The organism is Actinotalea soli (genome assembly GCF_017565425.1).
GTDB classification, from domain to species: domain Bacteria; phylum Actinomycetota; class Actinomycetes; order Actinomycetales; family Cellulomonadaceae; genus Actinotalea; species Actinotalea soli.
In genome coordinates this window covers 155,983-181,994 of the sequence record NZ_JAGEMK010000006.1, presented here as the reverse complement: position 1 = coordinate 181,994, position 26,012 = coordinate 155,983, and the positions used below count along the sequence as shown (strand labels likewise).

The following is a 26,012-nucleotide window of genomic DNA, read 5'->3' as shown; positions in this document are numbered from 1 at the left end:
ATGACACCACCCGTCCCACGGCGCCGATCGCGCGTCGTCCCCACCGCCCTGGCCGCCGCCGGGGCCATGGTCGCCACCATGGCGGTCATGCCCACCGCGGCGGCAGACCCGGGCGACGGCCCGGTCGACCTGCGCTTCGACTTCCAGCCCGCGGGCGCCCCGGTCGCCGAGGGGTTCACCGCCGTCACCCGAGCCATGGCCTACGACGCCGAGACCGGTTTCGGGTTCACCACCCCCCTCGGTCAGCTCAACGACCGGGACCGTGGCTCGGCCGTGGACGCCCTGCGCCGTGACTTCGTGCTGCCGCCCGTCGGCGACGGCGCCGAGTTCGCCGTCGACCTGCCCGACGGCGAGTACACCGTCACCACGTGGTCGGGGGACCACATCGCCTCCTCGCGCACCACTTACACGATCGAGGGGGTGGCCTACGGAGACCAGGGCGCCGGCTCCGCAGTCATCAACGAGCGCGTCTTCGACCCGGTCGTGGTCGAGGACGGCCAGATGACCATCCTGGTCGGAGGCAGCTCGCCACGGCTCAACGGGATCACCATCCAGTCGGCGCTCCCGGCCCCCACCGGCCTGGTCGCGACCGAGGTCACCACCGACCCGCCGTCGGTCACCCTCGCGTGGGACGCGAGCGAGCAGCTCGCCGGCTACCGCGTCGACCGCGCCGTCCCGGGCGGTGAGCCGCAGACCGTCAGCGAGCAGGAGGGCACCGGCTTCACCGACACCGACGTCGTCCTGGCCGGTCGCTACGAGTACACCGTGACCGGGCTCGACGCCGACGGGCGCGTGGGACGCACCAGCGAGCCCCTCGAGGTCGCCGTCGTCGAGGACGGGGTCGAGGCCCCGCCCGCGCCGTCGGGCCTCGCGGTGGGCGAGGTCGAGCGTGACCGGCTGAGCTTCACCTGGCAGCCGGTCGACGGCGCGATCGCCTACGACGTGCAGCGTGCCACGCGCGCGGACGGGCCGTTCTCGACGGTCGAGCGCGTCACGGACGCCTCCTTCACGGACACCGACGTGCTCACCACGGTCGAGTACCACTACCGGGTCGCGGCGATCAGCGCAGGGGGCTCCTCGGAGTACTCCGAGGTCCTGACCACCCCCGCGGTGACCACCCTGGTCCGCGAGGCCGAGTACCTGGATCGCTCGCCCGTGGCCGTGGCCACCGACGACGGCGTGTACGTGGGCTGGCGCCAGCTCGGCACCGACCCGGACTCGGTGGCCTTCAACGTCTACCGCGACGGCGTGCGGATCAACGACGCGCCGCTCACCGGCTCGACGAACCTGCTCGACGAGGACGGCGCCGTCGACTCGACCTACCGCGTCACCGTGGTCGGCGAGGGCACCGAGGCGGATGCGACCGAGGCCTTCGAGGTCTGGGCCGACGGTCACCTCGACATCCCGCTGAACAAGCCCGAGGGCGGCGTCACCCCCTCGGGCGAGGAGTACACGTACAGCGCGGGGGACGCGAGCGTCGGTGACCTCGACGGGGACGGGCAGTACGAGGTCGTCCTGCTGTGGAACCCTTCGAACGCGCAGGACAACTCGCGCGCCGGCTACACCGGCAACGTCTACGTCGACGCCTACACCCTGGGCGGCGAGCAGCTGTGGCGGATCGACCTGGGCCGCAACATCCGGGCCGGGGCCCACTACACCCAGCTGATGGTCTACGACCTGGACGGCGACGGGAAGGCCGAGGTCACGATGAAGACCGCGGACGCGACCGTCGACGGGGCGGGCACCGTCATCGGGGACGCCGAGGCCGACCACCGCAACTCCGGCGGCTACGTGCTGAGCGGCCCTGAGTACCTGACCCTCTTCGAGGGGGAGACGGGCGTCGCCCTCGACACGGTCGACTACGTCCCGCCGCGGGGCAACGTCGGCTCCTGGGGTGACACCTACGGCAACCGCGTCGACAGGTTCCTCGCGGGGGTCGCGTACCTCGACGGCGAGAGCCCGAGCGTGATCTTCTCGCGCGGCTACTACACCCGGACAGTCATCGCGGCCTGGGACGTCGTCGACGACGAGCTCGTCGAGCGGTGGGTCTTCGACTCCGACGTGGCCGGTAACCAGTACGCCGGTCAGGGCAACCACCAGCTCTCGGTGGCCGACGCCGACGGCGACCAGAAGGACGAGATCATCTTCGGCGCCCTCACCATCGACGACGACGGCACGGTGCTCAACAACGCGGGGCTGGGGCACGGGGACGCCATGCACGTGGGCGACCTCATCCCGTCGCGTCCGGGCCTCGAGGTCTTCCAGGTCTACGAGTGCATGAGCTGCTCGGGCAACCGGGCCGGCGCCATGCGTGACCTCGCCACCGGCGAGATCATCTGGGACCTCCCGGGCAACCGTGACACCGGCCGCGGTGCCTCGGGGGACATCGACCCCCGCTACGAGGGGGCTGAGTCCTGGGCGATCGGCGGGGACTACGCGTGGAACTCGACCGTGGGACACATGGTCGCGGCGGACGGCACGCTCATCGGCGAGAAGATCCCGGCCGCGAACTTCCTGACCTGGTGGGACGGTGACCTGCTCCGGGAGATCACCGACCACGACTTCGACGACGGCCCTCGCACGGGTGAGCCGACCATCGCGACGTGGGACTGGGAGAACGAGGAGGCCGTGGAGATCCTGCGGCCAGAGGGCGTCCTGTCGAACAACGACACCAAGGGCACCCCAGCCCTGCAGGCGGACCTGTTCGGCGACTGGCGCGAGGAGCTCGTCTACCGGACCGAGGACTCCTCGGCCCTGCGGGTCTTCACCACCACGGACGTGACCGAGCACCGCATCCGCACGCTCATGCACGACTCGCAGTACCGCCTGGCGGTGGCCTGGCAGAACGTGGCCTACAACCAGCCCCCGCACCCGAGCTTCTTCCTCGGTGAGGGCATGGCTGCCCCGGCGGCGCCGAGCATCCGCACGGTGGGTGAGCACGCCGGCCCGCAGGTGCCCGACGCTGCCCCGGGGCAGGTCGCGCTGAGTGATGACAACGGGCACGACACGGGGCTGCGTGACGGTGACTTCACCGTCACGGCGAACCTGTGGTGGGGGCAGAACGGGACGGTGTTCCGGCTGTACGAGGACGGTGAGCTGATCCACTCGGAGCTTCTCGAGGACGACACGCCCTCGGCCCAGCGGATCGCCGTCCCGGTGACGGGCAAGGCGAACGGGACGTACGTGTACACCGCGGAGCTGGTCAACGCCGCGGGGACCTCCACCTCCCGCGAGCACACGGTGCGGGTGACCGACGCCGACCCGGCACGGGGCACGCTCTCGCACGACAACTGGGACCGGGACGGGGACTACACCGTGACGATGAACATGTGGTGGGGCACCAACGCCACCGCGTACCGGTTGTTCGAGGACGGCGAGCTGATCGACTCCCAGGACCTCGTCGCCGCGACCCCGGGCGCCCAGCAGGCGCGCACCGAGATCACGGGTCGGGCGCCTGGGCAGTACACCTACCTCGCCGAGCTCGAGAACGCGGCGGGGGTGACCGAGACCCGAGAGATCACGGTCCGCGTCAACTAACCCCGACCTCGTGTCAGAACCTCAGGTGCCCCCAGGGTCCTGAGGTTCTGACACGAGCCGCGCCCCTACCTCGTGTCAGAACCTGGGATACCTCTGGGTACCCCGGGTTCTGACACGAGGCGTGGGGACGGGTGGTGTCAACGGGTTGACACGTTGGTTGTCAACCCGTTGACTTGTTGCATGAGCGGACGCATCACCTACTCGTTGAACCATCTCGTCACGGCGATCAACGCCTACGCCGACGGGGTGCTCACCGAGCGCTGGGGGATCACCACCAGCCAGTTCACCTTCCTGGCGGTCCTCGAGGACGGCCAGCCCCTCGACATCACGCGCATGGCCGAGTGCCTCGGCGTCTCCAAGGCCGCCGTGAGCAAGCGGGTGCCCGGCCTCGAGGCCAAGGGCTACGTCCGCACGGTCGCCGACCCCGCCAACGCCCGACGCGTGCTCCTCACCCTGACCGACGAGGGCCTGCGTCTCGCCCACGAGGCCGGTGGCCTGCTCGACGCCGAGTTCACCCAGATGTTCGCCGACAGGTCGGACCTCGACCTCGAGCGCACCCACGCCGACGTGCTCCTCATGCTCGACGCCGTCCTCTCGAAGGGAACCCCCTCATGATCCCCGCCCGACCCCGCATCCTCGTCGTCCTCGGCCACCCCCGGAGCGACAGCCTGTGCGGAGGTCTCGCCGAGGCCTACGCCGCCGGCGCCCGCGCCGCGGGGGCCGAGGTCACGGTCCTGCGCCTCGGCGAGACCGACTTCGACCTCGCCTCGCGCGAGCCCAGCCTGCTGCGCTGGCACGGTCCCGACCAGGACCCGGCCCGCGAGCCCGAGGTCGAGCAGATGATCGACGGGGTGCGCGAGGCCGACCACCTGGTCTTCGTGTTCCCGCAGTGGTGGGGCACCTACCCCGCGGTGCTCAAGGGGTACGTGGACCGGGTGTTCCTCTCCCGGTTCGCCTTCGCCTACCGCGAGAGCTCGGCCCTGTGGGACAAGCGCCTGACCGGCCGCACCGCCCGGGTGATCATGACGATGGACAGCCCGGCGTGGTGGGACACCGTCAAGTACCGCCGCGCGGCCGTCACCTCCCTGACCCAGGCCGTGCTCTGGTACTGCGGGGTCAAGACCGTCGGCGTCACCCGCCTGCCTCGGGTGCGCTTCTCGTCCGCCGAGAAGCGCGCGGCCTGGCTGGCCCGCGTCGAGGAGATGGGCCGCAGGGACGCCCGACGTCGTCCGCGTCCCCGCGCCGGCACCGAGCTCTCCACGGCATCGCGCACCACCCCCTGACCCGCCCCCACCTCGTGTCAGAAGGTCAGGTACCCCCAGGTATCCGAGCGTCTGACACGAGATGCGGTGACGCGAGGGTCGGAGGGCTCAGCGGGAGGGCCAGGTCCAGGCGGGGCCCTCGAAGGTGAGCTGGCCGGCGATGGTCGTCGACCCGTTCGTGCGCTCGAGCTCGAGGACCTGAGCCTCGGGTCGCAGCGCACGCACCAGATCGCCCGCGTGGGTCACGACCACGACCTGCGAGCGCTCGGCGGCGTCCAGGACGAGGGCGGCGAGGGCCGGCAGCAGGCTCGGGTGCAGGCTCTGCTCGGGCTCGTTGAGCACCAGCAGGCCCGGCGGGCGCGGGGACAGCAAGGCAGCGACCAGCATCAGGTAGCGCAGGGTGCCGTCGGAGAGCTCGGGGGCTCCGAGTGGCCGACGCAGACCGGGTTGGTGCAGCAGGATGCGGCAGGTGCCGTCCTCGCCCTCCGCGAGCTCGAGTGTCGCCCCGTCGAAGGCGTCCGCCACCGTCGTGGCGAGCAGGTCCGCGTCTCCGACACGCTCGATGGTGGTCAGGGCCGCTGCGAGGTCTTCCCCGCCCGGAGCCAGCACCGGCGTGAAGGTCGCGATGCCCGGCCGCCGCGCGACGGCGTCAGGGTCGGTGCGCATGTGGTCGTAGAACCGCCACCCCTTGGCCTGCTCCCGGATCGCGTAGAGCTCGGGGGTCTCCGACGGGTCCGCGAGGGCGGACATCAGGGACTCGTGCGTCCCCAGCCTCCACGCGGCCGTCCGCCACGCGCCGTCGTCACCCCGGGTGCGCACCCGGGTGCCGTGACGGTCGGCGAGAACGCTCGCAGGGCGCAGCACGGGCCCGGCCCAGACCGCCTCGACCTTGATCTCCGGGTCCAGCCCGAAGAGGGTCGCGCCCGGCTGCGGCAGCCCGAGGTCGATCGCGTAGGACAGGTCGTCGCTCGCGAAGCCCAGCTGGATGCCGACCCGCTTGCCCGTGTACGGCCCCGCGTACATCGCCGACCTCATGCCGCCGTCCTGCGCGAGGGTCGTCAGCGCCCCGTCGCGGGTGAGGTCGGCGAGCAGGCGCAGGGCGCGGTAGACGCTCGTCTTGCCGGTGCCGTTCGCCCCGGTCACGACGGTCAGCCGGTCGAGCCCGGCGACCAGGTACTGGAGCGAGCGGTAGCCCGCGACGGCGACGGTCCGGATCATGCGGCGACTGTAGGGGGTGGGCGTGACACGGGGGTGACGCCCACGCTGCAGCCCGCCACGCACCACGGCATGCTGTCCACGTGCCGGCCACGACGACCTCCACCGATCCCGACACCGGGACGGCGCTCGCCCCCCGCTGGGCGCTGCTGCCGGCCGCCGGGGTCTCGGCCTCGGCGGTGCTGCTGTTCGGGGTGCACCTGAGGCCGCACGGGTACGTCGTCCTGGTGCTCAGCCTGGTCCTCGCCTACCTGGTCCACCGCCCGCTCGCCAAGGACCTGTTCCTCATCGCCCTGGGCATCAGCATCGTCAGCACCACCTCGATGGAGGCCGACCTCGAGTGGGACCGGTTCTTCGCCATCGGCACGGCCCTGACCCTCGCGGTCCTGGTGCCCTTCCTCGTGGACCGGTTCGTGTACCGCCGTCGGGCGATCCGGTTCCCGTGGCGCACCGGGGAGAAGTGGCCGACCGTCGAGAAGTGGTACCTCCTGGCGGTGCCGCTGCTCGGCTGGGCGATCCTGCCGTTCTACTTCATCACCTCGGGGGCCTACCAGAACTGGCCCGAGATCACCGACAGCAGCGTGCTGATGAGGTTCTTCGTCGGGGTGAACGCGGTGGGCACCTGGGACGAGCTGTTCTTCATCTGCCTGTGCTTCGCGCTGCTGCTGCGTCACTTCCCGGCCTGGCAGGCGAACCTCCTGCAGGCGACGATCTTCGTGTCCTTCCTGTGGGAGCTGGGCTACCGCGAGTGGGGGCCGGCCCTCACCATCCCGTTCGCGCTGCTCCAGGGCCTGATCTTCATGCGCACCCGGTCCCTGACCCTGGTGCTGATCGTCCACCTCCTCTTCGACGCGATCGTGTTCATGGCCATCGTCCACGCGCACCGTCCGGAGATGTTCGCGATCTTCATCTACTGAGGGGGCGCCGTCTCGACCGGTCCCTGCGGCGGGTGCCACCGCAGCAGCACCAGCCCGACGACGGCGGTCGCGGCCAGCGCGAGCATCCCGGTGACGGCGAGCCCCCAGCGCACCCCGAGGGCCTCGGCCAGCCAGCCCTGGAGCAGCCCGCCGAGGGCGTGCCCGCCCAGCAGCATCGGCGAGTAGATCGCCATCACCCGGCCCCGCACCGAGGGCTCGGCCGCGAGCTGGACGTAGGTGGCCGCGCTGGTGAGGAAGAACAGGGTCGCCGCGCCGACGACGACGAGCATCACCAGAAAGCTCAGGTGCGTGGGCATCCCGGCCGCGGCGAGCTCGGCCACCCCGAAGACCCCTGCTCCGATCACCACCGTCCGCACCCGCAGCCGCCCGAGCCGGGCCGCGACCACCGCGCCGACGAGGGCCCCGAGGGCGCTGATCGAGTTGTAGAGCCCGAAGCCCCGCGCCCCGGTCTGCCAGACCTCGTCGGCGAAGGTCGAGAGCACCACCGGGCCGTTGAGGCCGAGGGCCCCCATGAACCCCGCGAGCACCACGACCCACAGGAGGTGGGGCCGGGTCGTCACGAACCGGAAGCCCTCGCGCAGCTGGCCTCGAGCCCGGGGGCTGGTGGGCACGCGGTGCAGCTCGCGGGGACGGATCGCGGCGATGAGGGCCACGACGGCCAGGCAGATCAGCCCGTTGACGCCGAAGGCCCAGCCCTGGCCGACCTCGGCGATCACGATCCCTGCCATGGCCGGGCCGATCAGCCCGCCACCCTGGTTGAGGGCGTTGGTCATGCTGATGGCGGGGCGCAGCCGGCCGTCACCGACCACCTCGTTGACCAGCACCTGGCGCGCGGGCATGTCGATCGCGGTGATCAGGCCCAGGACGACGGCCAGGGCGTAGAGGTGCCAGACGGCGATCTCGCCGCTCAGGGTGAGGACGGCCAGGACGATCGCGACCACCGCCGACGCCGCCTGGGCGCCCATGACGAGCCGTCTCTTGTCGTGCCGGTCGGCGATGACCCCGCCCAGGGGTCCGACGACGAGGAGGGGCAGGAACTGCAGGGCCACGACGACCCCGACCGCGGCGGGGCTGCCGGTGAGCTCGAGCACGAGCCAGTCCTTGGCCATGCGCAGCATCCATACGCCGCTGCTGCCGAGCACCTGGGCCGAGAGGTAGAACCGGAACGCCCGGCTCGCCAGCAGCGGCGGTGGGCCTGCGGGTCGGTCCTCCGGCTCCTCCGGCCGGCCGGGCTCGCCCGGGGCCCCGGGGCCCGAGGTCAGGGGAGGCGGACGTGCTGCGGGCCGAGCTCGTCGACCGAGCTCACCCCCAGCAGCGCCATGGTGCGGGCGACCTCGCGGGTGAGGATCTCGGCGGCGCGGTCCACGCCCCGCTCCCCACCGGCCATGAGGCCGTACAGGTAGGCCCGGCCGACCATGGTGGCGTCGGCGCCGAGGGCGAGGGCCGCGACGATGTCCGCCCCGGTGAGGATGCCGGTGTCCATCCAGAGCTCGGCCCGGCCGTCGACCGCCTCGGCGACGTCGGGCAGCAGGCGGAGGGGGACGGGGGCGCGGTCGAGCTGACGGCCTCCGTGGTTCGAGAGCACGACGGCGTCGGCCCCGGCCTCGACCACACGGCGCGCGTCCTCGACGGTCTGGATCCCCTTGATGATCAGCGGCCCGTCCCAGCTGGCGCGCAACCACTCCAGGTCGGCGAGGGTCATGCTCGGGTCGAAGAGCTGGTCGAGCAGCTCGGCGACGGTGCCGTCCCAGGCCGAGAGCGAGGCGAAGGTCAGCGGCTTGGTGGTGAGCAGGTTCATCCACCACGCGGGGTGCATCCCGGCGTCGAGCACGGTCTTGACGGTCAGGGCCGGGGGGATCGAGAAGCCGTTGCGCACGTCGCGCAACCGGGCCCCCGCGACGGGGACGTCGACGGTCAGCTGGAGTGCCTCGTAGCCGGCGGCCTTGGCCCGGGCCATGAGGTCCTCTCCGGCGGCGCGGTCCTTCCAGACGTAGAGCTGGAACCACTTGCGGGCCTCGGGGGAGGCCGCGGCGACGTCCTCGATCGAGGTGGTGCCCATGGTGGACAGCGCGTAGGGGATGCCCCGGCGGCCGGCCACCCGTACGACGGCGCTCTCCCCCTCGTGGTGCATGAGGCGGGTGAAGCCGGTGGGCGCGAAGGAGAACGGAACCGCGGCCGGTCGGCCGAGCATCGTCGTGGTCGTGTCGACGGCGGAGACGTCCTGGAGGATCGAGGGCCGCAGCTCGAGGTTGCGGAACAGGGTGCGGGCCCGTCGCAGACTGATCTCGGCGTCGGCCGCACCGTCGGTGTAGTCGAAGACCGAGCGGGGGGTGCGGCGCTTGGCGGCACGGCGCAGGTCGAGGATCGACAGCGCGCGGTCCAGGCGCCGGGTGGTCGGGTCGAGCTCGATCGGCTTGGCCCGCAGGAGGGGCTTGAGCTCGGACCACTTCGGGAACTGGCGCTCGGTCACGGTGGCTCCGTCGGCACGGGGATGTCGGGCGGTGAGGCTCGATCAGATTATAACGTTTCAACTCCTCCGTCGAGTCTGGCGGCGTCGATTCGCGGAGAGGGCTTGACGGCAGCACCCCGGATCGTCGAAGGTGCTCTTGTAACGATTCAAACACGGGTGTTGACGCTGCGCGCCGAGCGTCCCTACTGTCTGAAAGCGCTTACCCACCGAGCAAGGAGGCTCACCACGATGAAGCGATTCACCCTGAAGTCCATGGGGGTCGCGGCCGCCGCGGCCCTGGTCCTGACCGCGTGCTCCGGCGACGCGGACGACACCGACAGCGGCGAGGCCTACGACCCCGAAGCCCCCGTGACCCTCACCTTCACGTGGTGGGGCAACGACGACCGCGCCGAGCGGTACAACGAGGCCATCGCGCTCTTCGAGGAGGAGCACGAGAACATCACCGTCCAGGGCACCTTCGTCGACTGGGACGGCTACTGGACCGGCCGGTCCACCGAGGCCGCCGGGCGCTCGCTGCCCGACGTCATGCAGTTCGACCTGTCCTACATGCGTGAGTACTCCGAGAACCAGCACCTGCTCGACCTCTCGCCCTACATGGGCGAGCAGATCGACGTGAGCGGCTTCGACGACGCCCTCCTGCAGTCCGGGGTCATCGAGGACGCGCAGGTCGGCCTCCCGACCAGCACCAACACCCTCGCCCTGTTCTACAACCCGAACCTGCTCGAGCAGACCGGGGTGGACGCCCCCGGCGAGGACTACACCTGGGAGGACTTCAACGAGTTCATCGCTGCGGTCACCGACGCCGGGGAGCAGACCCCCGAGGGCGAGGCCATCTACGGCGGCGGTGACTACACCGGCACCTTCTGGTTCTTCCTCCAGTGGCTCGTCCAGGAGGGCAAGACGCCCTTCAACGACGACGGCAGCTTCGGCTTCACCGAGGAGGACATGACCACCTTCCTCGAGCTCACGGCCTCGCTGCGTGACGCCGAGCAGGTCTACCCCGTGGCCCGCGGCATCCAGCTGCTGCCCCTGGGCGGCTTCACCGTCAACGAGTCCGCCTCGGAGATCAGCTGGGACAACTTCCTGGCCGGCTACGTCGCGGACTCGGGCACCGAGGACATCCAGATGATGCCCGTGCCCACCGGGTCCGGCGGTGACAAGGCGATGTTCTTCAAGCCGTCGATGCTCCTCGCGGCCGGTGCGAACACCGACAACCCCGAGGCTGCTGCGACGTTCATCGACTTCCTGCTCAACGAGCCCGAGGTCGGGCGCATCTTCGGCACCTCGAAGGGCGTCCCCGCGGTCGCGGCCCAGCGTGACGCGATGGAGCTCGAGGAGGGCAGCATCGACGCCACGGTCGTCGAGTACGAGGAGGCCGTCGCCGATCACGTGACCGAGCCCGTCCCGGTCCCGGTCAAGGGCTTCGGGTCGATCGAGGCCGAGTACAAGCGGCTCGCCGAGGAGCTCGCCTACGGGTCGGTGACCGTCGACGAGTTCGTCGAGCTGTGGTTCACCGAGGCCGAGATGGCCACCCAGTGACCCACCTCGCCTGACCTGTCCGTCTGACCCACCAACGAACGGACTCTTCCGTGGCACTCACCGATCGGGTGACCCGCACCGGAGGTCTGACCGCCACCCCGTCGTCGTCCGCCCTCAAGCGGCGGCGACGGGGGGCGGAGACCCGGGCTGGTTACGCCTTCCTCGCCCCCTGGCTGCTGGGGTTCCTCGCCCTGACGGCGGGCCCCATGCTCGCATCGCTGTACCTGGCCTTCACCAACTACAACCTGTTCTCCGCGCCCGAGTGGATCGGGTTGGACAACTTCCGGATGCTGCTCGCGGACCCCCGGTTCGCGCAGTCGGCCAAGGTCACGGTGATCTACGCGCTGGTCGGCACGCCGGTCAAGCTGGTCGCGGCCCTCGCGGTCGCGATGCTGCTCAACAACGCCCGTCGTGGGCAGGGCTTCTACCGGTCGGTGTTCTACGCCCCGTCGCTCATCGGTGCGAGCGTCTCGATCGCCATCGTCTGGAAGGCGATGTTCATCGACCGCGGCATCGTCGACCAGATCGGTCAGAACCTCGGGTTCGACGCCGGTGGCTGGGTCGGCAACCCGAGCATGACCATGCCGATGTTCGTGCTGCTGGCGACATGGCAGTTCGGCGCCCCGATGGTGATCTTCCTGGCCGGCCTCAAGCAGATCCCGGCCGAGCTCTACGAGGCGTCCTCGGTGGACGGCGCCGGCCCGGTGCGGAAGTTCTTCAGCATCACCTTGCCGATGCTCTCCCCGGTGCTCTTCTTCAACCTGCTGCTCGAGACGATCAACTCGTTCCAGGTCTTCGCCTCGGCGTTCATCATCTCGGGCGGGACCGGCGGGCCGGCCGGCTCGACGCTCTTCTACACGCTGTACCTCTACATGCGTGGCTTCGTCGACTTCCGCATGGGCTACGCCTCGGCGATGGCCTGGGTGCTCGTGGTGGTCGTCGGCCTGCTGACCCTGATCTTCTTCCGCACCTCGAGGTACTGGGTGCACTACAGCGGGGAGGCCAAGTGAGCACCGACCAGACCGTCCTCGGCACCGCGGCCGCGGTGTCCCAGGAGAGCAGCGCCCAGCTGCGCCGACGCAACCGGTCCCGGTCACGTCTCGGCTCGGTGGGCTTCCACGTCGGGTCCTTGGCACTCACGGCCGTGGTGCTCTACCCCGCGCTGTGGATGCTCATGTCCTCGCTCAAGCCGTCCTCGGAGATCGTCGGGAACGTGAGCCTGGTGCCCACGGGGGCCAGCCTGGACAACTTCGTCACCGCGCTCAACGGCATCGGCGGGGTCTCGTTCTGGACCTTCTTCTGGAACTCGGTGATCCTGGCCGTCGGCTCGGTGGTCGGCATCGCGCTCTCCTCCTCGGTGAGCGCCTACGCCTTCGCGCGGATCAGCTTCCCGGGGCGCAACCTGTGGTTCAGCCTGATGATCGGCACGTTGCTGCTGCCGTTCCACGTCGTGATCATCCCGCAGTACATCGTGTTCAACAATCTTGGTCTGGTGAACACCTTCGTGCCGCTGCTGATCGGCAAGTTCCTCGCGGCGGAGGCGTTCTTCGTCTTCCTCATGGTGCAGTTCATGCGGAACCTGCCGCGCGAGCTCGACGAGGCCGCGCGCATCGACGGGGCGGGGCACATCCGGATCTTCACGGCGATCATGCTCCCGCTCATGAAGCCGGCCCTCGTGACCGCGTCGATCTTCGCGTTCATCTGGTCGTGGAACGACTTCTTCGGTCCGCTGCTCTACCTCAAGGACCCGGCGCTGTTCTCGCTGCCGGTCGCCCTGCGGATCTTCGTCGACCAGACCTCGACCTCGGACTACGGCGCCCAGATGGCCATGGCCGTCCTGGCCCTGATCCCGGTGCTGCTGTTCTTCCTCGTCTTCCAGCGGTACCTGGTGGCGGGCGTCGCGACGCAGGGCCTGAAGGGCTGAGAGGGTGGTCGTCGTGACCCACGACGACGCGACCAGCGGGGCCGGTCCCAGGAGATCGGCCCCGCTGGGGCGTCGCGACAAGCTCGGCCTGCTCGGCGAGACCCTCGTCGTCGGGGCGGCCGTCGCGGTCGTGAGCATCCCCCTGGTCACCGCGGTGCCCGCCGTCGCGGCCTCGGTGCGTCACCTGCGTCGGCACCTGCTGGGCGAGCCCGACACGCTCGGGGCCCTCGCCCGCGAGATGGTCGTCGCCGCCCGTGACCTCTGGTGGGTCGGGCTCGTGCTGCCGATCGCCCTGCTCGTCCTGGGGTTCAACCTGTGGGCCGCGGCCTGGGTGCCCGGGGGAGACGTCGTCCGCGTGGTCATCCTCGCGATCGCCGCAGCGTTGCTGGTCGTCGTGCTGCGGGCTGCGGCCCGGTGGGTGCCCGGCGCACGGGCGACCCGGCTGCTGGCCGACTCCGCCCGCCGCAGCCGCGCCGACCTCGCGGGCTCGGCCCTGCTGGTCGTGGCCCTCGGGGCGTGCGGGCTGCTCGTCTGGATGCTCGTGCCGCTGCTCCTCGTGGTCGGCGGGCTCGTGGTCCTCGCCGCGGTCGCGGTCGAGAACCGGTGGGACCTGCGCGACGCCGACCCCGAGGAGGGCCTCGGCTGATCAGCTGAGGATGGCCCGGGTCACCGCGACCTGCTCGGTGAGCACCCCGCTGATCACGGTCTGCGTCTCGTTGATCTTGTCGACGGTGCCGCGGATCTGGTCGATCGAGACGATCACGTCGTCCACCTGGGACTGGATCGCCTGGATCTTCGCCGTGACCTCGGTGGTGGCCTGCGCCGTCTCGTTCGCGAGCTCCTTGACCTCGTTGGCGACGACGGCGAACCCGCGGCCCGCCTCGCCCGCGCGGGCCGCCTCGATGGTCGCGTTGAGCGCCAGGAGGTTGGTCTGCGCGGCGATGGACTGGATGACCTCGACCACCTTGCCGATCTGGACGCTCGACTCGCCGAGCCCCGCGACCTCGCGGTTGGCGTTCTCGGCCAGGCGCTGCCCCTCGGTCGCGACCGTCGTGGCCGAGAGGACGTTGCGCTCGACCTCCTCGATCGAGATGACCAGCTCCTTGCCGGCGGTCTCGAGGCGGTCGGCCGACGCGAACCGCTCGAGGGCCTGTCCCACGAGGAAGGCCGTGTTGCGCAGGGCCTGCTCGCGGCCGTCGGTGAGCGCGATGGTGTGGGTGACGAAGAAGTCCATGGTCCCGACCACCTGCCCGCCCACCACGATGGGCAGGCACACGCCGGACTTGACCCCCGCCCGTCCGGCGGCGGGGGCGCGGACGCAGTCCGTCACGTCGGCGAGGTCCGGCACGAAGAGGAGGTCGCGCGAGCGCCAGGCCCGGCCGGCCAGGCCCACGCCCTCCGCGAAGGAGGCCGTGCGGGTCACGCGGCGGAACTCGTCGCCCGCGTCGCCCGACTCCTGGACGAAGTGCAGCGCGCGGTCCTGGTCAGAGATCGCCCAGTACGAGCCGTAGGCCCAGCCGAACCCGGCGCGGATGGTGTCGAGGGCGGTGCCCAGGGCCTGCTCCCGGGTGCTCGCGGTGCTGAGGCCGCGGAGCACGGCCGCGACGGCGGCGGTGTCCTGGGCGGCCTCGGCCTGGCGCTCGCCGGTGGAGAGGCGCTCGATGGCCTGGGAGACGAGCACGCCGATGCTGCGCAGGGCGTCGAGGCGTGCGGCTGAGGGGTCCAGGGTCTCGGTGGTGAAGAAGTCCATGGTCCCGGCGACGGCGCCGTCCTCGTAGAGGGGGAAGCACACGCCCGAGCGCACGCCGGCACGCTGGGCCGCGGGGGCGCGGACGCAGTCGGTCAGGGTGCCCAGGTCGGCGACGAAGACCAGCTCGCGACGGCGCCAGGCGCGGCCCGACAGGCCGACGCCCTCGGCGAAGGACGCCTCCTGGGTGACGCGGCGGAACTCCGCGCCGGCGTCGCCCGACTCCTGGTCGAAGCGCAGGGTCTTGCCGTCGGCCGAGATCCGCCAGTACGAGCCGTACACCCAGCCGAAGCAGCGGCGGACCGTGCTCAGGGCCGTCGCGACGGCCTCGTCGGCGGTGGTGGTCGAGGCGAGGGCCACGACGACGGCGTTGATCGCCTCGAGGTTCGCGTTCGCCTCGGCGAGGGCGACGGTCTGCGCGGCCTGAGCGGCGGGACGGCGGGAGAACATGGGAGCTCCTGGGGGGGGCGGGGACGTCAGGCAGGGGGGTGACGACGAGCCACGTGGAATCTGGATCGACTCCGGTCTGCGGGAGATGAGGGGTATGTCCGGAGTTCACCCGTGCGGCCCTGCTGCTGGTGCTCGGCCTGGGCTGTCGCGAGGTGCGGCGCTCCGGATGACGCAGCTCGCGGGCGTGGGCCGGGGCCGCCGGAACGACCGTCGGATCCTCCAGGCGAGAGAGGGATTCGCCCATGTCGGTCGCCGAGCGCAGCGCCTAGCGTCGTCCGGGAACGACGCCGGTCGCACCTTCGCAGGCCGGCCCTCGCTGACCACGACTCAAGGGAGCAACGATGCTTCGCAGGTCCCCCCAGCCCCGCCGCTCGAGGAGGGTGGCTGTCGGCGCAGCCGCCGGTGCCCTGGTCCTCGTCCTGGCGGCCTGCTCGTCCGATGATCCATCCGACGGTCCCGCGCAGGAGGACGGGACGTCGTCGGGGGAACCCGTCGAGCTCACCTTCCAGTCCTGGGTGCCCAACATCGACCAGGCGGTCGACGCCTTCAACGCCGCCCACGACGACATCCACGTCGAGCTCGAGACCATCACGGCCGGGCCCGACGGCGGTTACGCGACGATGATCTCGGCCGTCGAGGCGGGCAACGCCGCCGACGTCGCCCAGGTCGGGTACAGCTCGGTCGCGGACTTCCTCCTGGCCGACGCCCTCGAGGACATCACCGAGGACACGGCCGACCACGCCGACACCTTCACCGCGTGGCAGTGGCAGACCGGGGTGTTCGACGAGCGGGTCTACGCCGTGCCGCAGGCCGCGGGTCCGCTGGGCATGTTCTACCGCGAGGACATCTTCACCGAGCTCGGCCTCGAGGCCCCCGAGACCTGGGACCAGTTCTACGATGCCGCCCAGGTCGTCCGTGCCTCCGACCCCGACCGCTACATCGCGGCCTTCGCCTTCAACCAGTCCCCGTGGATGACCGGCCTGGCCCAGCAGTCGGGGGCCCAGTGGTTCACGGTCGAGGGGGACGCCTGGCAGGTCGACCTGACCGACGAGAGCACCACCCGGGTCGCCGAGCTCTGGCAGCGCATGATCGACGAGGACCTCGTCAAGATCGAGGCCGACATGTCGAGCGAGTGGAACGCGGACATCCAGAACGGGAACGTGCTGAGCTGGATCTCGGGCTCCTGGGCCGACGCGATCGTCCGGGGCACCGCCCCGGAGACCGCGGGCTCCTGGGGGGTCGCGCACGTCCCGCAGTGGGAGGAGGGCGGCGAGCTCGTCTCGGCCACCTGGGACGGCGGCTCCTCGAGCGTCGTGCTGCGCGGGACCGAGCACCCGGCCGAGGCCGCCGAGTTCGCGCTGTGGCTCAACAGCGACCCCGAGAGCGTCAGCATCCTCACCAGCGTGGGGGCGGGGTGGCCCGCGATCGCCGACACCTCGCAGATCGACTCGCTGCAGGACGACCCCGAGGTCTTCGACTTCTACGGCGGGCAGAACATCTGGGAGGTCTTCGCCGAGGCCGACGCCGCGGTGGACACGTCCTGGACCTGGCCCCCGCTGGTCTCGACCCTCTACGCGAGCCTGACCGACAACGTCAGCACCGCGGTCGAGGACGGGACCGACCTGACCGAGGCCTACGCGGCGACCGAGGCGGACATGCGCGCCGCCCTCGAGCAGCGCGGCATCAACGTCGCGGACTGAGGATGACCGCTGCACCCGTCGCCCGCCGCCGTGGTCGCGCCCAGCGCCACGGCGGCGCGGCGGTGACCCTCATCGGCCCCTTCGTCCTGTTCTTCCTGGCGTTCTTCGTCGCCCCGATCGGCTACGCCCTCGTGGACAGCTTGTTCACGAGGCGCAGCAGCGGCCTGGGCCTCGGCCCGCCCGAGCGGGTCTTCGTGGCCCTCGACAACTACGTGCAGGCCCTGAGCACCCCGGTGTTCGTCGAGAGCCTGGGCCGGCTGCTGCTCTTCTCGGTGATCCTGGTGCCGATGATGGTCGGCACCGCCCTGGGGCTGGCACTGCTCCTGGAGTCGGGCAAGGCGCGGTTCCCCCGGGTGTTCCGGGTGGTCTTCTTCATGCCCTACGGGGTCCCCGGCGTGATCGCCGCCCTGCTGTGGGGCTTCCTCTACATCCCGGCCACGAGCCCGGTGCTCCAGGGCCTGCGCGGCGTCGGCATCGACCTGACCCCGCTCAGCTCGGACACCGTGCTCTTCGCGATCGCGAACATCGCGCTGTGGGGGTTCGCGGGCTACAACATGCTGATCCTCGTCGCGGCCCTGCAGGCCGTCCCCGCCGAGCTGTACGAGGCCGCCTCGATCGACGGCGCGGGGGAGTGGCAGACCATCTGGCGGATCAAGCTCCCGCTGCTGCGGCCCTCGATCATCCTCGTCACGGTCTTCACGATCATCGGGACCCTGCAGCTCTTCGTCGAGCCGCTCATCCTGCGCCCCCTCACCACGGCCATCAACTCCGACTTCACCCCGAACCTGGCCGCCTACAACCAGGCCTTCTCCTACGGCAACGCGAACCTGGCGGCAGCCATGGCGGTCATCGTCGCGGTGATGGCCTTCGTGGCCTCCTTCGGGTTCCTCCGGCTGGTCAACAGGAAGGGCAACCGAGCATGGTGACCACCCAGGCGCCACGTCCTCCCCAGGCCCCTCGGGACCCGCGGGCCACCCGTGGCCCACGGCGCCCGCGTCCCCCGGCCGGCACCCCGCGCACCGCATGGCTCGGCTCGACCGCGGTGATGGCTGTGCTCATGCTGGCCGCCGTGTACTTCATGCTGCCGATGGTCTGGGTGCTGCTCTCGGCGACCAAGAGCCCGGGGGACCTGTTCTCGACCTTCGGGCTGTGGTTCTCCGACAGCCCCCAGCTGGGGGCCAACCTGAGCCGCCTGATGGGCCAGGACGGCGGGGCCTTCCTGCGGTGGCTCGGCAACAGCCTCGTGTACTCGGGGGTGGGTGCCCTGGTCGCCATGGCGATGAGCGCCGCCTGCGGGTATGCCCTGGCGATCTACCAGTTCCGGGGCAAGGAGCTGCTGTTCGCGACGATCCTGGGCGGGGTGCTGATGCCCGCGACCGTGATCGCCCTGCCGCTGTACTTCCTGCTCAACACGGTCGGCCTCACCGGCACGTACTGGAGCGTGCTGCTGCCCAGCATGGTCAGCCCGTTCGGGGTGTACCTGGGACGCATCTACGCGACCAGCGCGGTGCCCGAGGAGGTGATCGAGGCCGCACGGCTCGACGGCGCCGGGGAGGTCCGCATCTTCCTCACGATCGCGAGCCGCATGATGACCCCGGCCCTGGTCACGATCTTCCTGTTCCAGTTCGTCGCGATCTGGAACAACTACCTGCTGCCCCTGGTGATGCTCAACGACACCCGGACCTTCCCGGTGACCCTGGGCCTGACCCTGTGGAACTCCCAGATCCAGCGGGACCCGAACTTCTACACGCTGGTCGTGACGGGCTCGGCCGTCTCGGCCCTGTTCCTGGTCGGCGTGATGGTCTCGCTCCAGCGCTTCTGGCGTGCTGGACTGACCGCCGGCGCGACGAAGGGGTGAGCATGACCGGCAGCACGCGGTTCCTCGGCTCGGGGCACGAGCCCGGACCGGCCACCACGGGCCTGACCGGGCCGGTCCCCGACCACCTGCCCGGTCGGCTCACGGTCTGCCTGTGGGACTTCTCCTGGTACACCCGCGCCGCGCCCGGCGAGCCCTACCGCGACCTCGACGAGGCCTTCGCCCAGACCGTGCACCGCGGCTACAACGCGGTGCGCATCTGCGCGGCCCCCGTGCTGCTCTTCGGTGACCTCGGTCTCGACGGGCTCGCGACGGACCTGCCGGTCGAGGGCCTGGGCACCTCGCCGGGGTACGGCAGCTACGGCCAGGGCACCCGCTGGTACGACGCCGCGGGGGGATACCGCCTCGACCTGCGGGCCCGCTTCCTCGAGCTGGTGGCCACCGCACGCCGGCACGGCGTCGTCGTGATCCTCGCGAGCTGGGAGTACCAGCAGTCCCCGGCCTTCGCGGCCGACCCCGCGTGGTTCGAGGCCCTCCACGCGGTACCCCTCGAGGAGCGCTACGCGGTGCTGGGCCGGGCCACGAGCCGCATGCTCGAGGTGCTCGCCGAGCACGGCCTGGCCGACGCGGTGGCTTTCACCGAGATCCACAACGAGGTCGACTTCTCCCTGCTGCCGGCCCTCGCCGGGGCCGGGGAGCGGGCCGTCGAGCAGGTCGCGGACGAGCACCCGGGGCAGCTGGTGACGGCGAGCTACGGCAAGCCCCCGCACCTGGACATGGCCGCGGCCAGCCCGACCCTGCAGGTCGCCCAGTTCCACGTGTACGCCTACGGGGTGCTCGACGCCCTGCAGCAGCAGATCGACATCCGCGGGGCGGGGGACGAGGGCTTCCCGAACGCCACGCTGCGCGGACTGCTGCGCCAGGACGCCCCGAGCCTGGCCGAGTACGGCCGGCCCGCGGCGTGGAAGCTCGAGGCCACCGTCGTGACCGACCAGATGGTCTACGGCTACGACTGGATCGACCCGCGACGGTGGGACGGCTGGCTCTACGCCCACTACGGAGAGCACCGGCTCGCGATGCAGCGCGAGATCACCTCCCGCGTCGTCGCGGTCACCGCCTGGGCCCGACGGCGTGGGGTGCCGACCGTGATCGGCGAGGGCTGGGTGGGCTACACCCCGCGCGACGGCCAGTTCGAGGAGGGCCCGGTGGGCACCGACCTCGCCGAGCTCGGGGTCGCCACGGCCCTCGAGCACGGGGTGTGGGGGATGGTCCTCTCCTCCAACGCCGCCCCGCACCACCCGATGTGGGCCGACGTCGCCTGGCAGCAGCGGGTCACCGGGGAGATCCTGCGCGCCTGAGGCGGCAGGTCAGCCCTTGTGGTGGGCGCGGTACTGCGAGGGGCTCTCGCCGTGGGTGCGGCGGAAGAGCCGCGAGAAGTAGAAGGGGTCGGTGTAGCCCACCTCGCGGGCCACGACCCTGACGGCCTGGTCGGTGGTGTCCAGCAGGTGCCGGGCGCGGGCCATGCGCAGGGCCGTGTGGTGGGCGATCACCCCACCGCCGGTCGCGCGGTGGACCAGGGCGCTCAGGTGCGAGGGCGAGACCCCGACCAGGGCCGCGAGGTCCGCGACGGTGATGGGGCTGTCGAGACGCTCCGCCAGGTAGCTCATCGCGCGCTCGAGCGGGTCCCCGCGCACCCCGGTCAGCTGGTCGGTGGCGAGCAGGGTGAGCAGGTTCCACGCCACCCCGGCGGTGCCGAGCAGGCGGGCGGGGGACTGGTCCCGCTCGAGGTTGCTGACGATCTCGTCGAGGAGGGCGACCGCGCGGTCCACGGCACGCAGCGGGATGACCGGGCGCTCCGTCGTCGCCCCCGTGCCGGCCACCAGCTCGCGCAGGTCCGTCCCGCGCAGGTGGCACCACCAGATCGTCCAGGGCTCGATCTCCGAGGCGCCGTAGGCGTGCGGCTCGCCGGCCGGGATCAGCAGGGCGTTCCCCGCCCCGATCCGGTGCCGCGCCCCGCCCAGGTGAGCCCAGCCGGCCCCGGCCATGCACACGATGACGATCGTCTCCTCGGTGCCACGCGGGCGCTCGCGGGCGTGGTCAGCCGCTCGCGGGAACCAGCCGGCGTCGCTCACCACGAGCCGCCGGGTGATGGGCCGGGCCAGGGCCGCCGTCACGAGCGGGCGGGGCACCACGCACAGCCGTTGGTTCTCGAATCCGTCGCGCAGGGCCATGGTCGGGACCGTAGCAGCAGCGGATCGTCCAGGGCGGGTGGATGACCGACCATTCCGCACCGCCGGGCCCGCGCCTAGGTTCGACCTCGTGGACGACAGCGTTGACCTCCTGCCCGACCCTCCTGCCGAGCTGCGCGAGCGCCTGGCCGCGGGGGGCGCGGTGGCCTGGCGCCAGCCGGTCACCCTGCCGACCTACGCCCCGGCCGAGCCCGAGCGCTACCCGATGTTCCTCGAGCGCCGGGTCTACCAGGGGGCCAGCGGCCGGGTGTACCCGCTGCCCTTCGTCGACGGGGTGGCGGACCGCGCCGAGCCCCGCGCCTGGGAGGCCGTCCACCTGGAGAACCGCTGGCTGCGGCTCGTGGTCATGCCCGAGCTCGGCGGGCGGGTGCACGTCGCGTGGGACAAGGCCGCGGGGTACGACCTCTTCTACCGCAACCGCGTGATCAAGCCCGCGCTCGTCGGGCTCGCGGGGCCGTGGATCTCGGGGGGCCTCGAGCTCAACTGGCCCCAGCACCACCGGCCGACCACCTTCCTCCCGGTCGCCACGCAGGTCGAGGAGCACGAGGACGGCGCGGTGACCGTCTGGTGCTCGGACCACGACCCCTTCGCCCGGATGAAGGGCATGCACGGGATCCGGCTGCACCCCGACCTCGCGACCCTCGAGCTCGTGGTCCGGCTGCACAACCGCACCGAGGACGTCCAGACCGTCATGTGGTGGGCCAACGTCGCGGCCCGGGCCCACGACGGCTACCAGTCCTTCTTCCCCACCGACGTGCGGTACGTGGCCGACCACGCCCGCCGCGCCATCACGGCCTTCCCCCGTGCCGACCGGCCGTACTACGGGATCGACTACCCGGCGAGGGTCACCCCGGAGGACCCCGAGGCGGACCGCCTCGACCTGTTCCGGAACATCCCGGTGCCGACCTCTTACATGGTGCTCGAGACCCAGGACGACTTCTTCGGCGGGTACGACCACCACGTCCAGGCGGGGTTCGTGCACTGGGCCGACCGCCGCATCGCCCCCGGCAAGAAGCAGTGGACCTGGGGCAACGCGGGCTTCGGGCAGGCCTGGGACCGTCAGCTGACCGACGAGGACGGTCCCTACGTCGAGCTCATGGCCGGGGTCTTCACCGACAACCAGCCGGACTTCTCGTTCCTGCGGCCCGGGGAGACCAGGACCTTCTCGCAGCACTGGTTCCCGATCCACCGGATCGGGCCCGCGCACCAGGCCACCCGGGAGACGGCGGTCTCCCTCGCGGTGGCCGACGGCGTGGCCCGGGTCGGGGTCGCGAGCGCGCGGGAGCTGCCCGGGGCGACGGTGCGGCTCGAGCGGGCCGGGCGGGAGGAGGCAGCTCCTCCGGGCGCGCGGCCCGAGGTGCTGGCGACGTGGACCGTCGACCTGGCCCCGGGGGACCCGCTGGTCGAGACCTGCTCGGTGCCCAGCGGGTCCACCGCGCGGGACGTGGTCCTCGTCGTCGAGCACGCGGGGCACGAGCTGCTGCGCTGGACCGAGCGCGCGCGCCCCGGTGACCACCCCGAGCCGGCGGCCGCGACCCGGCCGCCCGAGCCCGTCGACGTGCCGAGCCAGGACGAGCTGTACCTGACCGGTGTGCACCTCGAGCAGTACCGCCACCCGACCGTGGACCCGCGGTCCTACTGGCTCGAGGGCCTGCGACGAGACCCGGGGGACGCGCGGATCAACGTCGCCCTCGGCGCGGCCCTGCACCGCGACGGGGACTACGCCGGGGCCCTCGAGCACCTCGACGCCGCCCTCGCCCGGCTCACCGCGCGCAACCCCAACCCGGCCGACGGCGAGGCCTCCTACCGTCGCGGCCTGGCCCTCGCGCGGCTCGACCGGGCGGAGGATGCGTACGACTCCTTCGCCAAGGCCGCGTGGGACGGCCGATGGGCCCACGCCGCGCAGCTGCAGATGGCCTTTCTCGACGCCGGCGCGGGCCGGGACCGCAGGGCCCTCGAGGTGGTCGCGACGGCACGCCGGCTCGACTCCGAGGACCTGCGCGCCCGGGCCCTCGAGGTCGTCCTCCTGCGTCGGCTGGGCCGCGAGGAGGAGGCGGCCGCGCGGCTCGCCGCGACCCTCGCCCTGGACCCCCTCGACCCGTGGAACCGGGACCTCGCCGACCTCGAGCCCTCGGCCGACGCCCGCGTCCTGGTCGACGTCGCCCTCGACCACGCCGCGAGCGGGGAGACCGAGCGGGCGCTGGCCCTGCTGGGCCGGGCCGCCGCGGTCCCGGCGGGGCCTGCGGGGAACGCCGCGCCCTGCGCCCACTACCTCGCGGCCCTGCTCCTGGACCGGGCGGGTCGGGGGGCCGAGGCCGCGGACCGTCGTCGCCTCGCCCGTGAGGTCGAGGACCGCTACGCCTTCCCCGCCGGGCTCGGCGACCACGACGCGCTGCTCGCCGCGGTGCAGGCGGACCCGACCGACCTGCGAGCCCTCGCGCTGCTGGGCATGTGGCTCTACGACCGGCGTCGACCGGTCGAGGCGCTGTGGCGGTTCCGCCAGGCCCTGGAGGGGGCGGCCCTCGCAGGCGGGTCCGGCGACCCGGTGCTGCTGCGCAACGCCGCGGTGGCGCTGGTCAACACCGGCGGGGACGAGGCCGAGGCCGCAGACCTCTACGACCGGGCCGTCGAGCTCGCGCCGCAGGACGCCCGGCTCTGGGTCGAGCGGGACCAGCTGGCCCGGCGTCGCGGGGTAGGGCCCGCCGAGCGGCTCGCCGCGCTCGCCGGGGCGGAGCGCCACCTGGCAGCCCGTGACGACCTGCTCGTCGAGCGGGCCGAGCTGCTCACCGCCGTCGGGCGCGCCCGCGAGGCCCGTGCTCTGGTGACGGGCCGGCCGCTGCACCCCTGGGAGGGCGGCGAGGGCAGGGCGCTGGGGGCCTTCACCCGGGCCTGCCTCGCGATGGCGCGCGCAGGGCTCGAGGTGGGGGACACCGCGCTCGACGACGCCCTCGAGGCTGCCGACGCGGCCCTCGACCCGCCCCTCTCCCTCGGCGAGGCTCGGCACGCCCTGGACTCGGTGGCCGAGGTGCACCTGGTGCGGGGGGACGTGCTCGCCGCTGCCGGGCGGGGCGAGGAGGCACGGGCAGCGTGGCAGGCCGCGAGCCAGGACGTCGCGGCCCCCGACGTCACGCCGTCACGTCAGGCCGACCGGGGTACCTGCTTCGTGGCTGTCGCCGAGGTCCGGCTGGGGGAGGAGGAGCGGGCCGAGCGCGCCTGGGCCGCCGTGCGCGCGCGGGTGGCCCGGCTCGAGGCCGCCCGCCCGACGACGGACTACTTCGCGACCTCGCTGCCCGCGATGCTCCTGTTCGTCACGGACCCGGCCGACGCCGTCGACCACGAGCTCGCCGACCTCCGCTCCCTCCTCGAGCACCGGGCTTGAGGAGGGCGCGGGTCGGCAGGTGGTGCGGCCCGCAGGCTCAGGCGCGCTGGGCCGTGCCGTGCCAGGCGGTCCAGGACTCGGGGGCCAGGGTCACGGTGAGGGAGGGCGTCGTGCCGGCGGCGGGGCTGGGCACCGGGGCCTCGAGCTCGCTCCAGCACCCGGCCGCGACCTTGGCCGCGTGCTCGGGGCCTTCGACCGCGGGCTCGTGGTCGGCGACCATGCGGTACCCGCCTGCGAGGACCACCGACAGGCCCGTGTGGTCCACCGTGACCTCGACCGGCTCGGCCGTGCGGTTGGTGAGGAACAGGGCGAAGGCCCCGGACTCCTCGTCCCAGGTCGAGGCAGCCGTGACCGTCGGGACCTCGCCGTGCCGTGCCGTCGTCGTGGTGGGGGAGTCGACGCGCAGGTCGAGGGCGGTGCCCTGGGCCAGGCGGGCGGTGGTCGCGAAGGGGTGGAAGGTCGGCTGGCGCCAGGCCTCACCGCCGGGCTCGGTCATGATCGGGGCGATGACGTTGACCAGCTGGGCCAAGCAGGCCACGGGCACCCGGTCGGCGTGGTTGAGCAGGGTCACCATGAGGTCGCCGACCACCACGGCGTCGAGCCCCGAGTAGACGTCCTCGATGATGCGCGCGGGAGCCGGGCGCAGCGGGATGTTGGCCTCGCCCTCGAACCGGGTCTGCAGGTACCAGACGTTCCACTCGTCGAAGGAGATGGTGATCTTCTTGTCCGAGCGGCGGCGGGCACCGACCGCGTCGGCCGAGGCGACCACGCGACGGATGAACCGGTCCATCGAGGTGCCCGAGCCGAGGAAGGAGGCGCGGTCGCCGCTGTGCTCCTCGTAGTAGGCGTGCATCGAGATGTGGTCGACCAGGTCGTAGGTGTAGCCCAGGACCGTCTGCTCCCACTCGCCGAAGGTGTCCATGTCCATCGAGGAGGAGCCGCACACGACGAGCTCGATCGAGGGGTCGACCAGCTTCATGGCCTTGCCGGCCTCGGCGGCGAGCTTGCCGTACTCGTGGGCGTCCTTGTGGCCGATCTGCCACGGGCCGTCCATCTCGTTCCCCAGGCACCAGAGCTTGACCCCGTAGGGCTTCTCGCGGCCGTTGGCGATGCGCAGGTCCGCCCAGCGCGAGCCGGCCTCGCCGTTGCAGTACTCCAGCAGGGCCGCGGCCTCGGCCACGCCCCGGGTGCCGAGGTTGACGGCCATCATCGGCTCGATGCCCTCGCGCTCGGCCCACTGCAGGAACTCGTCGGTCCCCACGGTGTTGGGCTCGATGGTCCGCCACGCGAGGTCGATGAAGGGCTTGCGGTCCTCGACCGGCCCGACGGCGTCCTCCCACACGTAGTTGGAGACGAAGTTGCCACCCGGGTAGCGGAGCATGGTCGCGCCGAGCTCGCGGGTGAGGTCGGCGACGTCACGGCGAAAACCGTGCTCGTCGGCCGTGGCGTGGTCAGGCTCGTAGATGCCGGTGTACACCGCCCGACCGAGGTGCTCGACGAAGGACCCGAAGACGCGGCGGTCGACGGGGCCCACGGTGTAGCCGGGGTGGAGCAGGACGCGGGCGTGCGACGTCGTCATCGGTTCCTCGGTGTGCTCAGCAGGATCGGGGTCGTATCGATCTAATGATGGATCTACATCGTTGTCAAACACCGTCGCCCTGTAGGGTTTGCGGCATCCGGAAGGCGCTTTCCGACGTGCCTCGAGACCTCACGACCAAGGACGCGCGTGATCCATCCAGCACAGCCAGCCCCGACCGCCCAGCCAGCACGACCGGCCCCCGCCTCC

Annotated in this window: 19 protein-coding genes; 13 read left to right on the top strand and 6 right to left on the bottom strand. The window is 71.9% G+C overall.

The annotated features are described in order from the left end of the window. From J4G33_RS17635 to J4G33_RS12475, 3 genes are all read left to right on the top strand, one after another. Positions 1 to 3,537, top strand: coding sequence for a rhamnogalacturonan lyase family protein (locus J4G33_RS17635; RefSeq protein WP_305852928.1), 3,537 nt, complete (start codon positions 1 to 3; stop codon positions 3,535 to 3,537). 180 nt (positions 3,538 to 3,717) lie between these two features. Further along, the gene (locus J4G33_RS12480; RefSeq protein ID WP_208056292.1) at positions 3,718 to 4,152 is read left to right on the top strand and encodes a MarR family winged helix-turn-helix transcriptional regulator; all 435 of its coding nucleotides are present in this window, start codon (positions 3,718 to 3,720) and stop codon (positions 4,150 to 4,152) included. Beyond that, a complete protein-coding gene (locus J4G33_RS12475; protein ID WP_208056291.1) occupies positions 4,149 to 4,820 on the top strand; it encodes an NAD(P)H-dependent oxidoreductase in 672 nt (223 codons plus the stop codon). The genes J4G33_RS12480 and J4G33_RS12475 overlap by 4 nt, the downstream gene beginning before the upstream one ends. Positions 4,821 to 4,907: 87 nt before the next feature. Here J4G33_RS12475 and J4G33_RS12470 read toward each other — a convergent pair whose 3' ends face one another. Then, the gene (locus J4G33_RS12470) at positions 4,908 to 6,017 is read right to left on the bottom strand and encodes an AAA family ATPase (RefSeq protein ID WP_208056290.1); all 1,110 of its coding nucleotides are present in this window, start codon (positions 6,015 to 6,017) and stop codon (positions 4,908 to 4,910) included. Between the two features lie 80 nt (positions 6,018 to 6,097). On the opposite strand from J4G33_RS12470, the gene J4G33_RS12465 reads away from it, so the two are divergent. After that, positions 6,098 to 6,931 carry a CPBP family intramembrane glutamic endopeptidase gene (locus J4G33_RS12465; protein ID WP_208056289.1) on the top strand — a complete coding sequence of 278 codons (834 nt, stop codon included), beginning with the start codon at positions 6,098 to 6,100 and terminating at the stop codon, positions 6,929 to 6,931. Here J4G33_RS12465 and J4G33_RS12460 read toward each other — a convergent pair. Both J4G33_RS12460 and J4G33_RS12455 read right to left on the bottom strand, forming a co-directional pair. After that, positions 6,925 to 8,214: an MFS transporter gene (locus J4G33_RS12460; RefSeq protein ID WP_208056323.1), complete on the bottom strand. Its 1,290-nt coding sequence runs from the start codon at positions 8,212 to 8,214 to the stop codon at positions 6,925 to 6,927. The two genes, J4G33_RS12465 and J4G33_RS12460, sit on opposite strands and share 7 nt — an antisense overlap. Then, complete coding sequence (locus J4G33_RS12455; protein WP_208056288.1) at positions 8,211 to 9,422, bottom strand: alpha-hydroxy acid oxidase; 1,212 nt, start codon at positions 9,420 to 9,422, stop codon at positions 8,211 to 8,213. Before J4G33_RS12455 ends, J4G33_RS12460 begins: the two co-directional genes overlap by 4 nt. 228 nt (positions 9,423 to 9,650) lie before the next feature. On the opposite strand from J4G33_RS12455, the gene J4G33_RS12450 reads away from it, so the two are divergent. From J4G33_RS12450 to J4G33_RS12435, 4 genes are all read left to right on the top strand, one after another. After that, a complete protein-coding gene (locus J4G33_RS12450) occupies positions 9,651 to 10,961 on the top strand; it encodes an ABC transporter substrate-binding protein (protein ID WP_208056287.1) in 1,311 nt (436 codons plus the stop codon). 86 nt (positions 10,962 to 11,047) lie between these two features. Continuing rightward, positions 11,048 to 11,971, top strand: coding sequence for a carbohydrate ABC transporter permease (locus J4G33_RS12445; protein WP_243759058.1), 924 nt, complete (start codon positions 11,048 to 11,050; stop codon positions 11,969 to 11,971). Between the two features lie 59 nt (positions 11,972 to 12,030). Continuing rightward, complete coding sequence (locus tag J4G33_RS12440) at positions 12,031 to 12,885, top strand: carbohydrate ABC transporter permease (protein ID WP_243759057.1); 855 nt, start codon at positions 12,031 to 12,033, stop codon at positions 12,883 to 12,885. Between the two features lie 13 nt (positions 12,886 to 12,898). Then, on the top strand, positions 12,899 to 13,531 hold the full coding sequence (locus J4G33_RS12435; protein WP_307793879.1) for a hypothetical protein: 633 nt from the start codon (positions 12,899 to 12,901) through the stop codon (positions 13,529 to 13,531). On the opposite strand, the gene J4G33_RS17545 is transcribed toward J4G33_RS12435, so the two are convergent. Next, positions 13,532 to 15,082 carry a GAF domain-containing protein gene (locus J4G33_RS17545; protein WP_208056286.1) on the bottom strand — a complete coding sequence of 517 codons (1,551 nt, stop codon included), beginning with the start codon at positions 15,080 to 15,082 and terminating at the stop codon, positions 13,532 to 13,534. Positions 15,083 to 15,462: 380 nt separating this feature from the next. Between J4G33_RS17545 and J4G33_RS12425 the strand changes: the two genes are divergently transcribed. From J4G33_RS12425 to J4G33_RS12410, 4 genes are read left to right on the top strand one after another with little or no spacing between them, the layout of a single operon-like run. After that, on the top strand, positions 15,463 to 16,782 hold the full coding sequence (locus J4G33_RS12425; protein ID WP_208056285.1) for an ABC transporter substrate-binding protein: 1,320 nt from the start codon (positions 15,463 to 15,465) through the stop codon (positions 16,780 to 16,782). A gap of 2 nt (positions 16,783 to 16,784) precedes the next feature. After that, positions 16,785 to 17,708, top strand: coding sequence for a carbohydrate ABC transporter permease (locus J4G33_RS12420; protein ID WP_208056284.1), 924 nt, complete (start codon positions 16,785 to 16,787; stop codon positions 17,706 to 17,708). Beyond that, complete coding sequence (locus J4G33_RS12415; RefSeq protein WP_372435065.1) at positions 17,705 to 18,640, top strand: carbohydrate ABC transporter permease; 936 nt, start codon at positions 17,705 to 17,707, stop codon at positions 18,638 to 18,640. The genes J4G33_RS12420 and J4G33_RS12415 overlap by 4 nt, the downstream gene beginning before the upstream one ends. A gap of 2 nt (positions 18,641 to 18,642) precedes the next feature. After that, positions 18,643 to 19,956, top strand: coding sequence for a cellulase-like family protein (locus J4G33_RS12410; RefSeq protein WP_208056282.1), 1,314 nt, complete (start codon positions 18,643 to 18,645; stop codon positions 19,954 to 19,956). A 9-nt stretch (positions 19,957 to 19,965) separates the two neighbouring features. Here J4G33_RS12410 and J4G33_RS12405 read toward each other — a convergent pair whose 3' ends face one another. Continuing rightward, a complete protein-coding gene (locus J4G33_RS12405) occupies positions 19,966 to 20,829 on the bottom strand; it encodes an AraC family transcriptional regulator (RefSeq protein ID WP_208056281.1) in 864 nt (287 codons plus the stop codon). Positions 20,830 to 20,917: 88 nt separating this feature from the next. Here J4G33_RS12405 and J4G33_RS17630 point away from each other — a divergent pair, with 88 nt between their 5' ends. Then, on the top strand, positions 20,918 to 24,226 hold the full coding sequence (locus tag J4G33_RS17630; protein WP_208056280.1) for a DUF5107 domain-containing protein: 3,309 nt from the start codon (positions 20,918 to 20,920) through the stop codon (positions 24,224 to 24,226). A gap of 37 nt (positions 24,227 to 24,263) precedes the next feature. Here J4G33_RS17630 and arfA read toward each other — a convergent pair whose 3' ends face one another. Then, entirely contained in the window at positions 24,264 to 25,805 is a 1,542-nt protein-coding gene (gene arfA, locus J4G33_RS12395) for an arabinosylfuranosidase ArfA (protein WP_208056279.1), read from the bottom strand. Positions 25,806 to 26,012: the final 207 nt, after the last annotated feature.

Excerpts from the sequence above, each read along its gene's own strand:
- J4G33_RS17635 (WP_305852928.1), top strand. The coding sequence starts at position 1 with ATGACACCACCCGTCCCACGGCGCCGATCGCGCGTCGTCCCCACCGCC.
- J4G33_RS12480 (WP_208056292.1), top strand. The coding sequence starts at position 3,718 with ATGAGCGGACGCATCACCTACTCGTTGAACCATCTCGTCACGGCGATC.
- J4G33_RS12475 (WP_208056291.1), top strand. The coding sequence starts at position 4,149 with ATGATCCCCGCCCGACCCCGCATCCTCGTCGTCCTCGGCCACCCCCGG.
- J4G33_RS12470 (WP_208056290.1), bottom strand. The coding sequence starts at position 6,017 with ATGATCCGGACCGTCGCCGTCGCGGGCTACCGCTCGCTCCAGTACCTG.
- J4G33_RS12450 (WP_208056287.1), top strand. The coding sequence starts at position 9,651 with ATGAAGCGATTCACCCTGAAGTCCATGGGGGTCGCGGCCGCCGCGGCC.
- J4G33_RS17545 (WP_208056286.1), bottom strand. The coding sequence starts at position 15,082 with ATGTTCTCCCGCCGTCCCGCCGCTCAGGCCGCGCAGACCGTCGCCCTC.
- J4G33_RS12420 (WP_208056284.1), top strand. The coding sequence starts at position 16,785 with ATGACCGCTGCACCCGTCGCCCGCCGCCGTGGTCGCGCCCAGCGCCAC.
- J4G33_RS12410 (WP_208056282.1), top strand. The coding sequence starts at position 18,643 with ATGACCGGCAGCACGCGGTTCCTCGGCTCGGGGCACGAGCCCGGACCG.
- J4G33_RS12405 (WP_208056281.1), bottom strand. The coding sequence starts at position 20,829 with ATGGCCCTGCGCGACGGATTCGAGAACCAACGGCTGTGCGTGGTGCCC.
- arfA (WP_208056279.1), bottom strand. The coding sequence starts at position 25,805 with ATGACGACGTCGCACGCCCGCGTCCTGCTCCACCCCGGCTACACCGTG.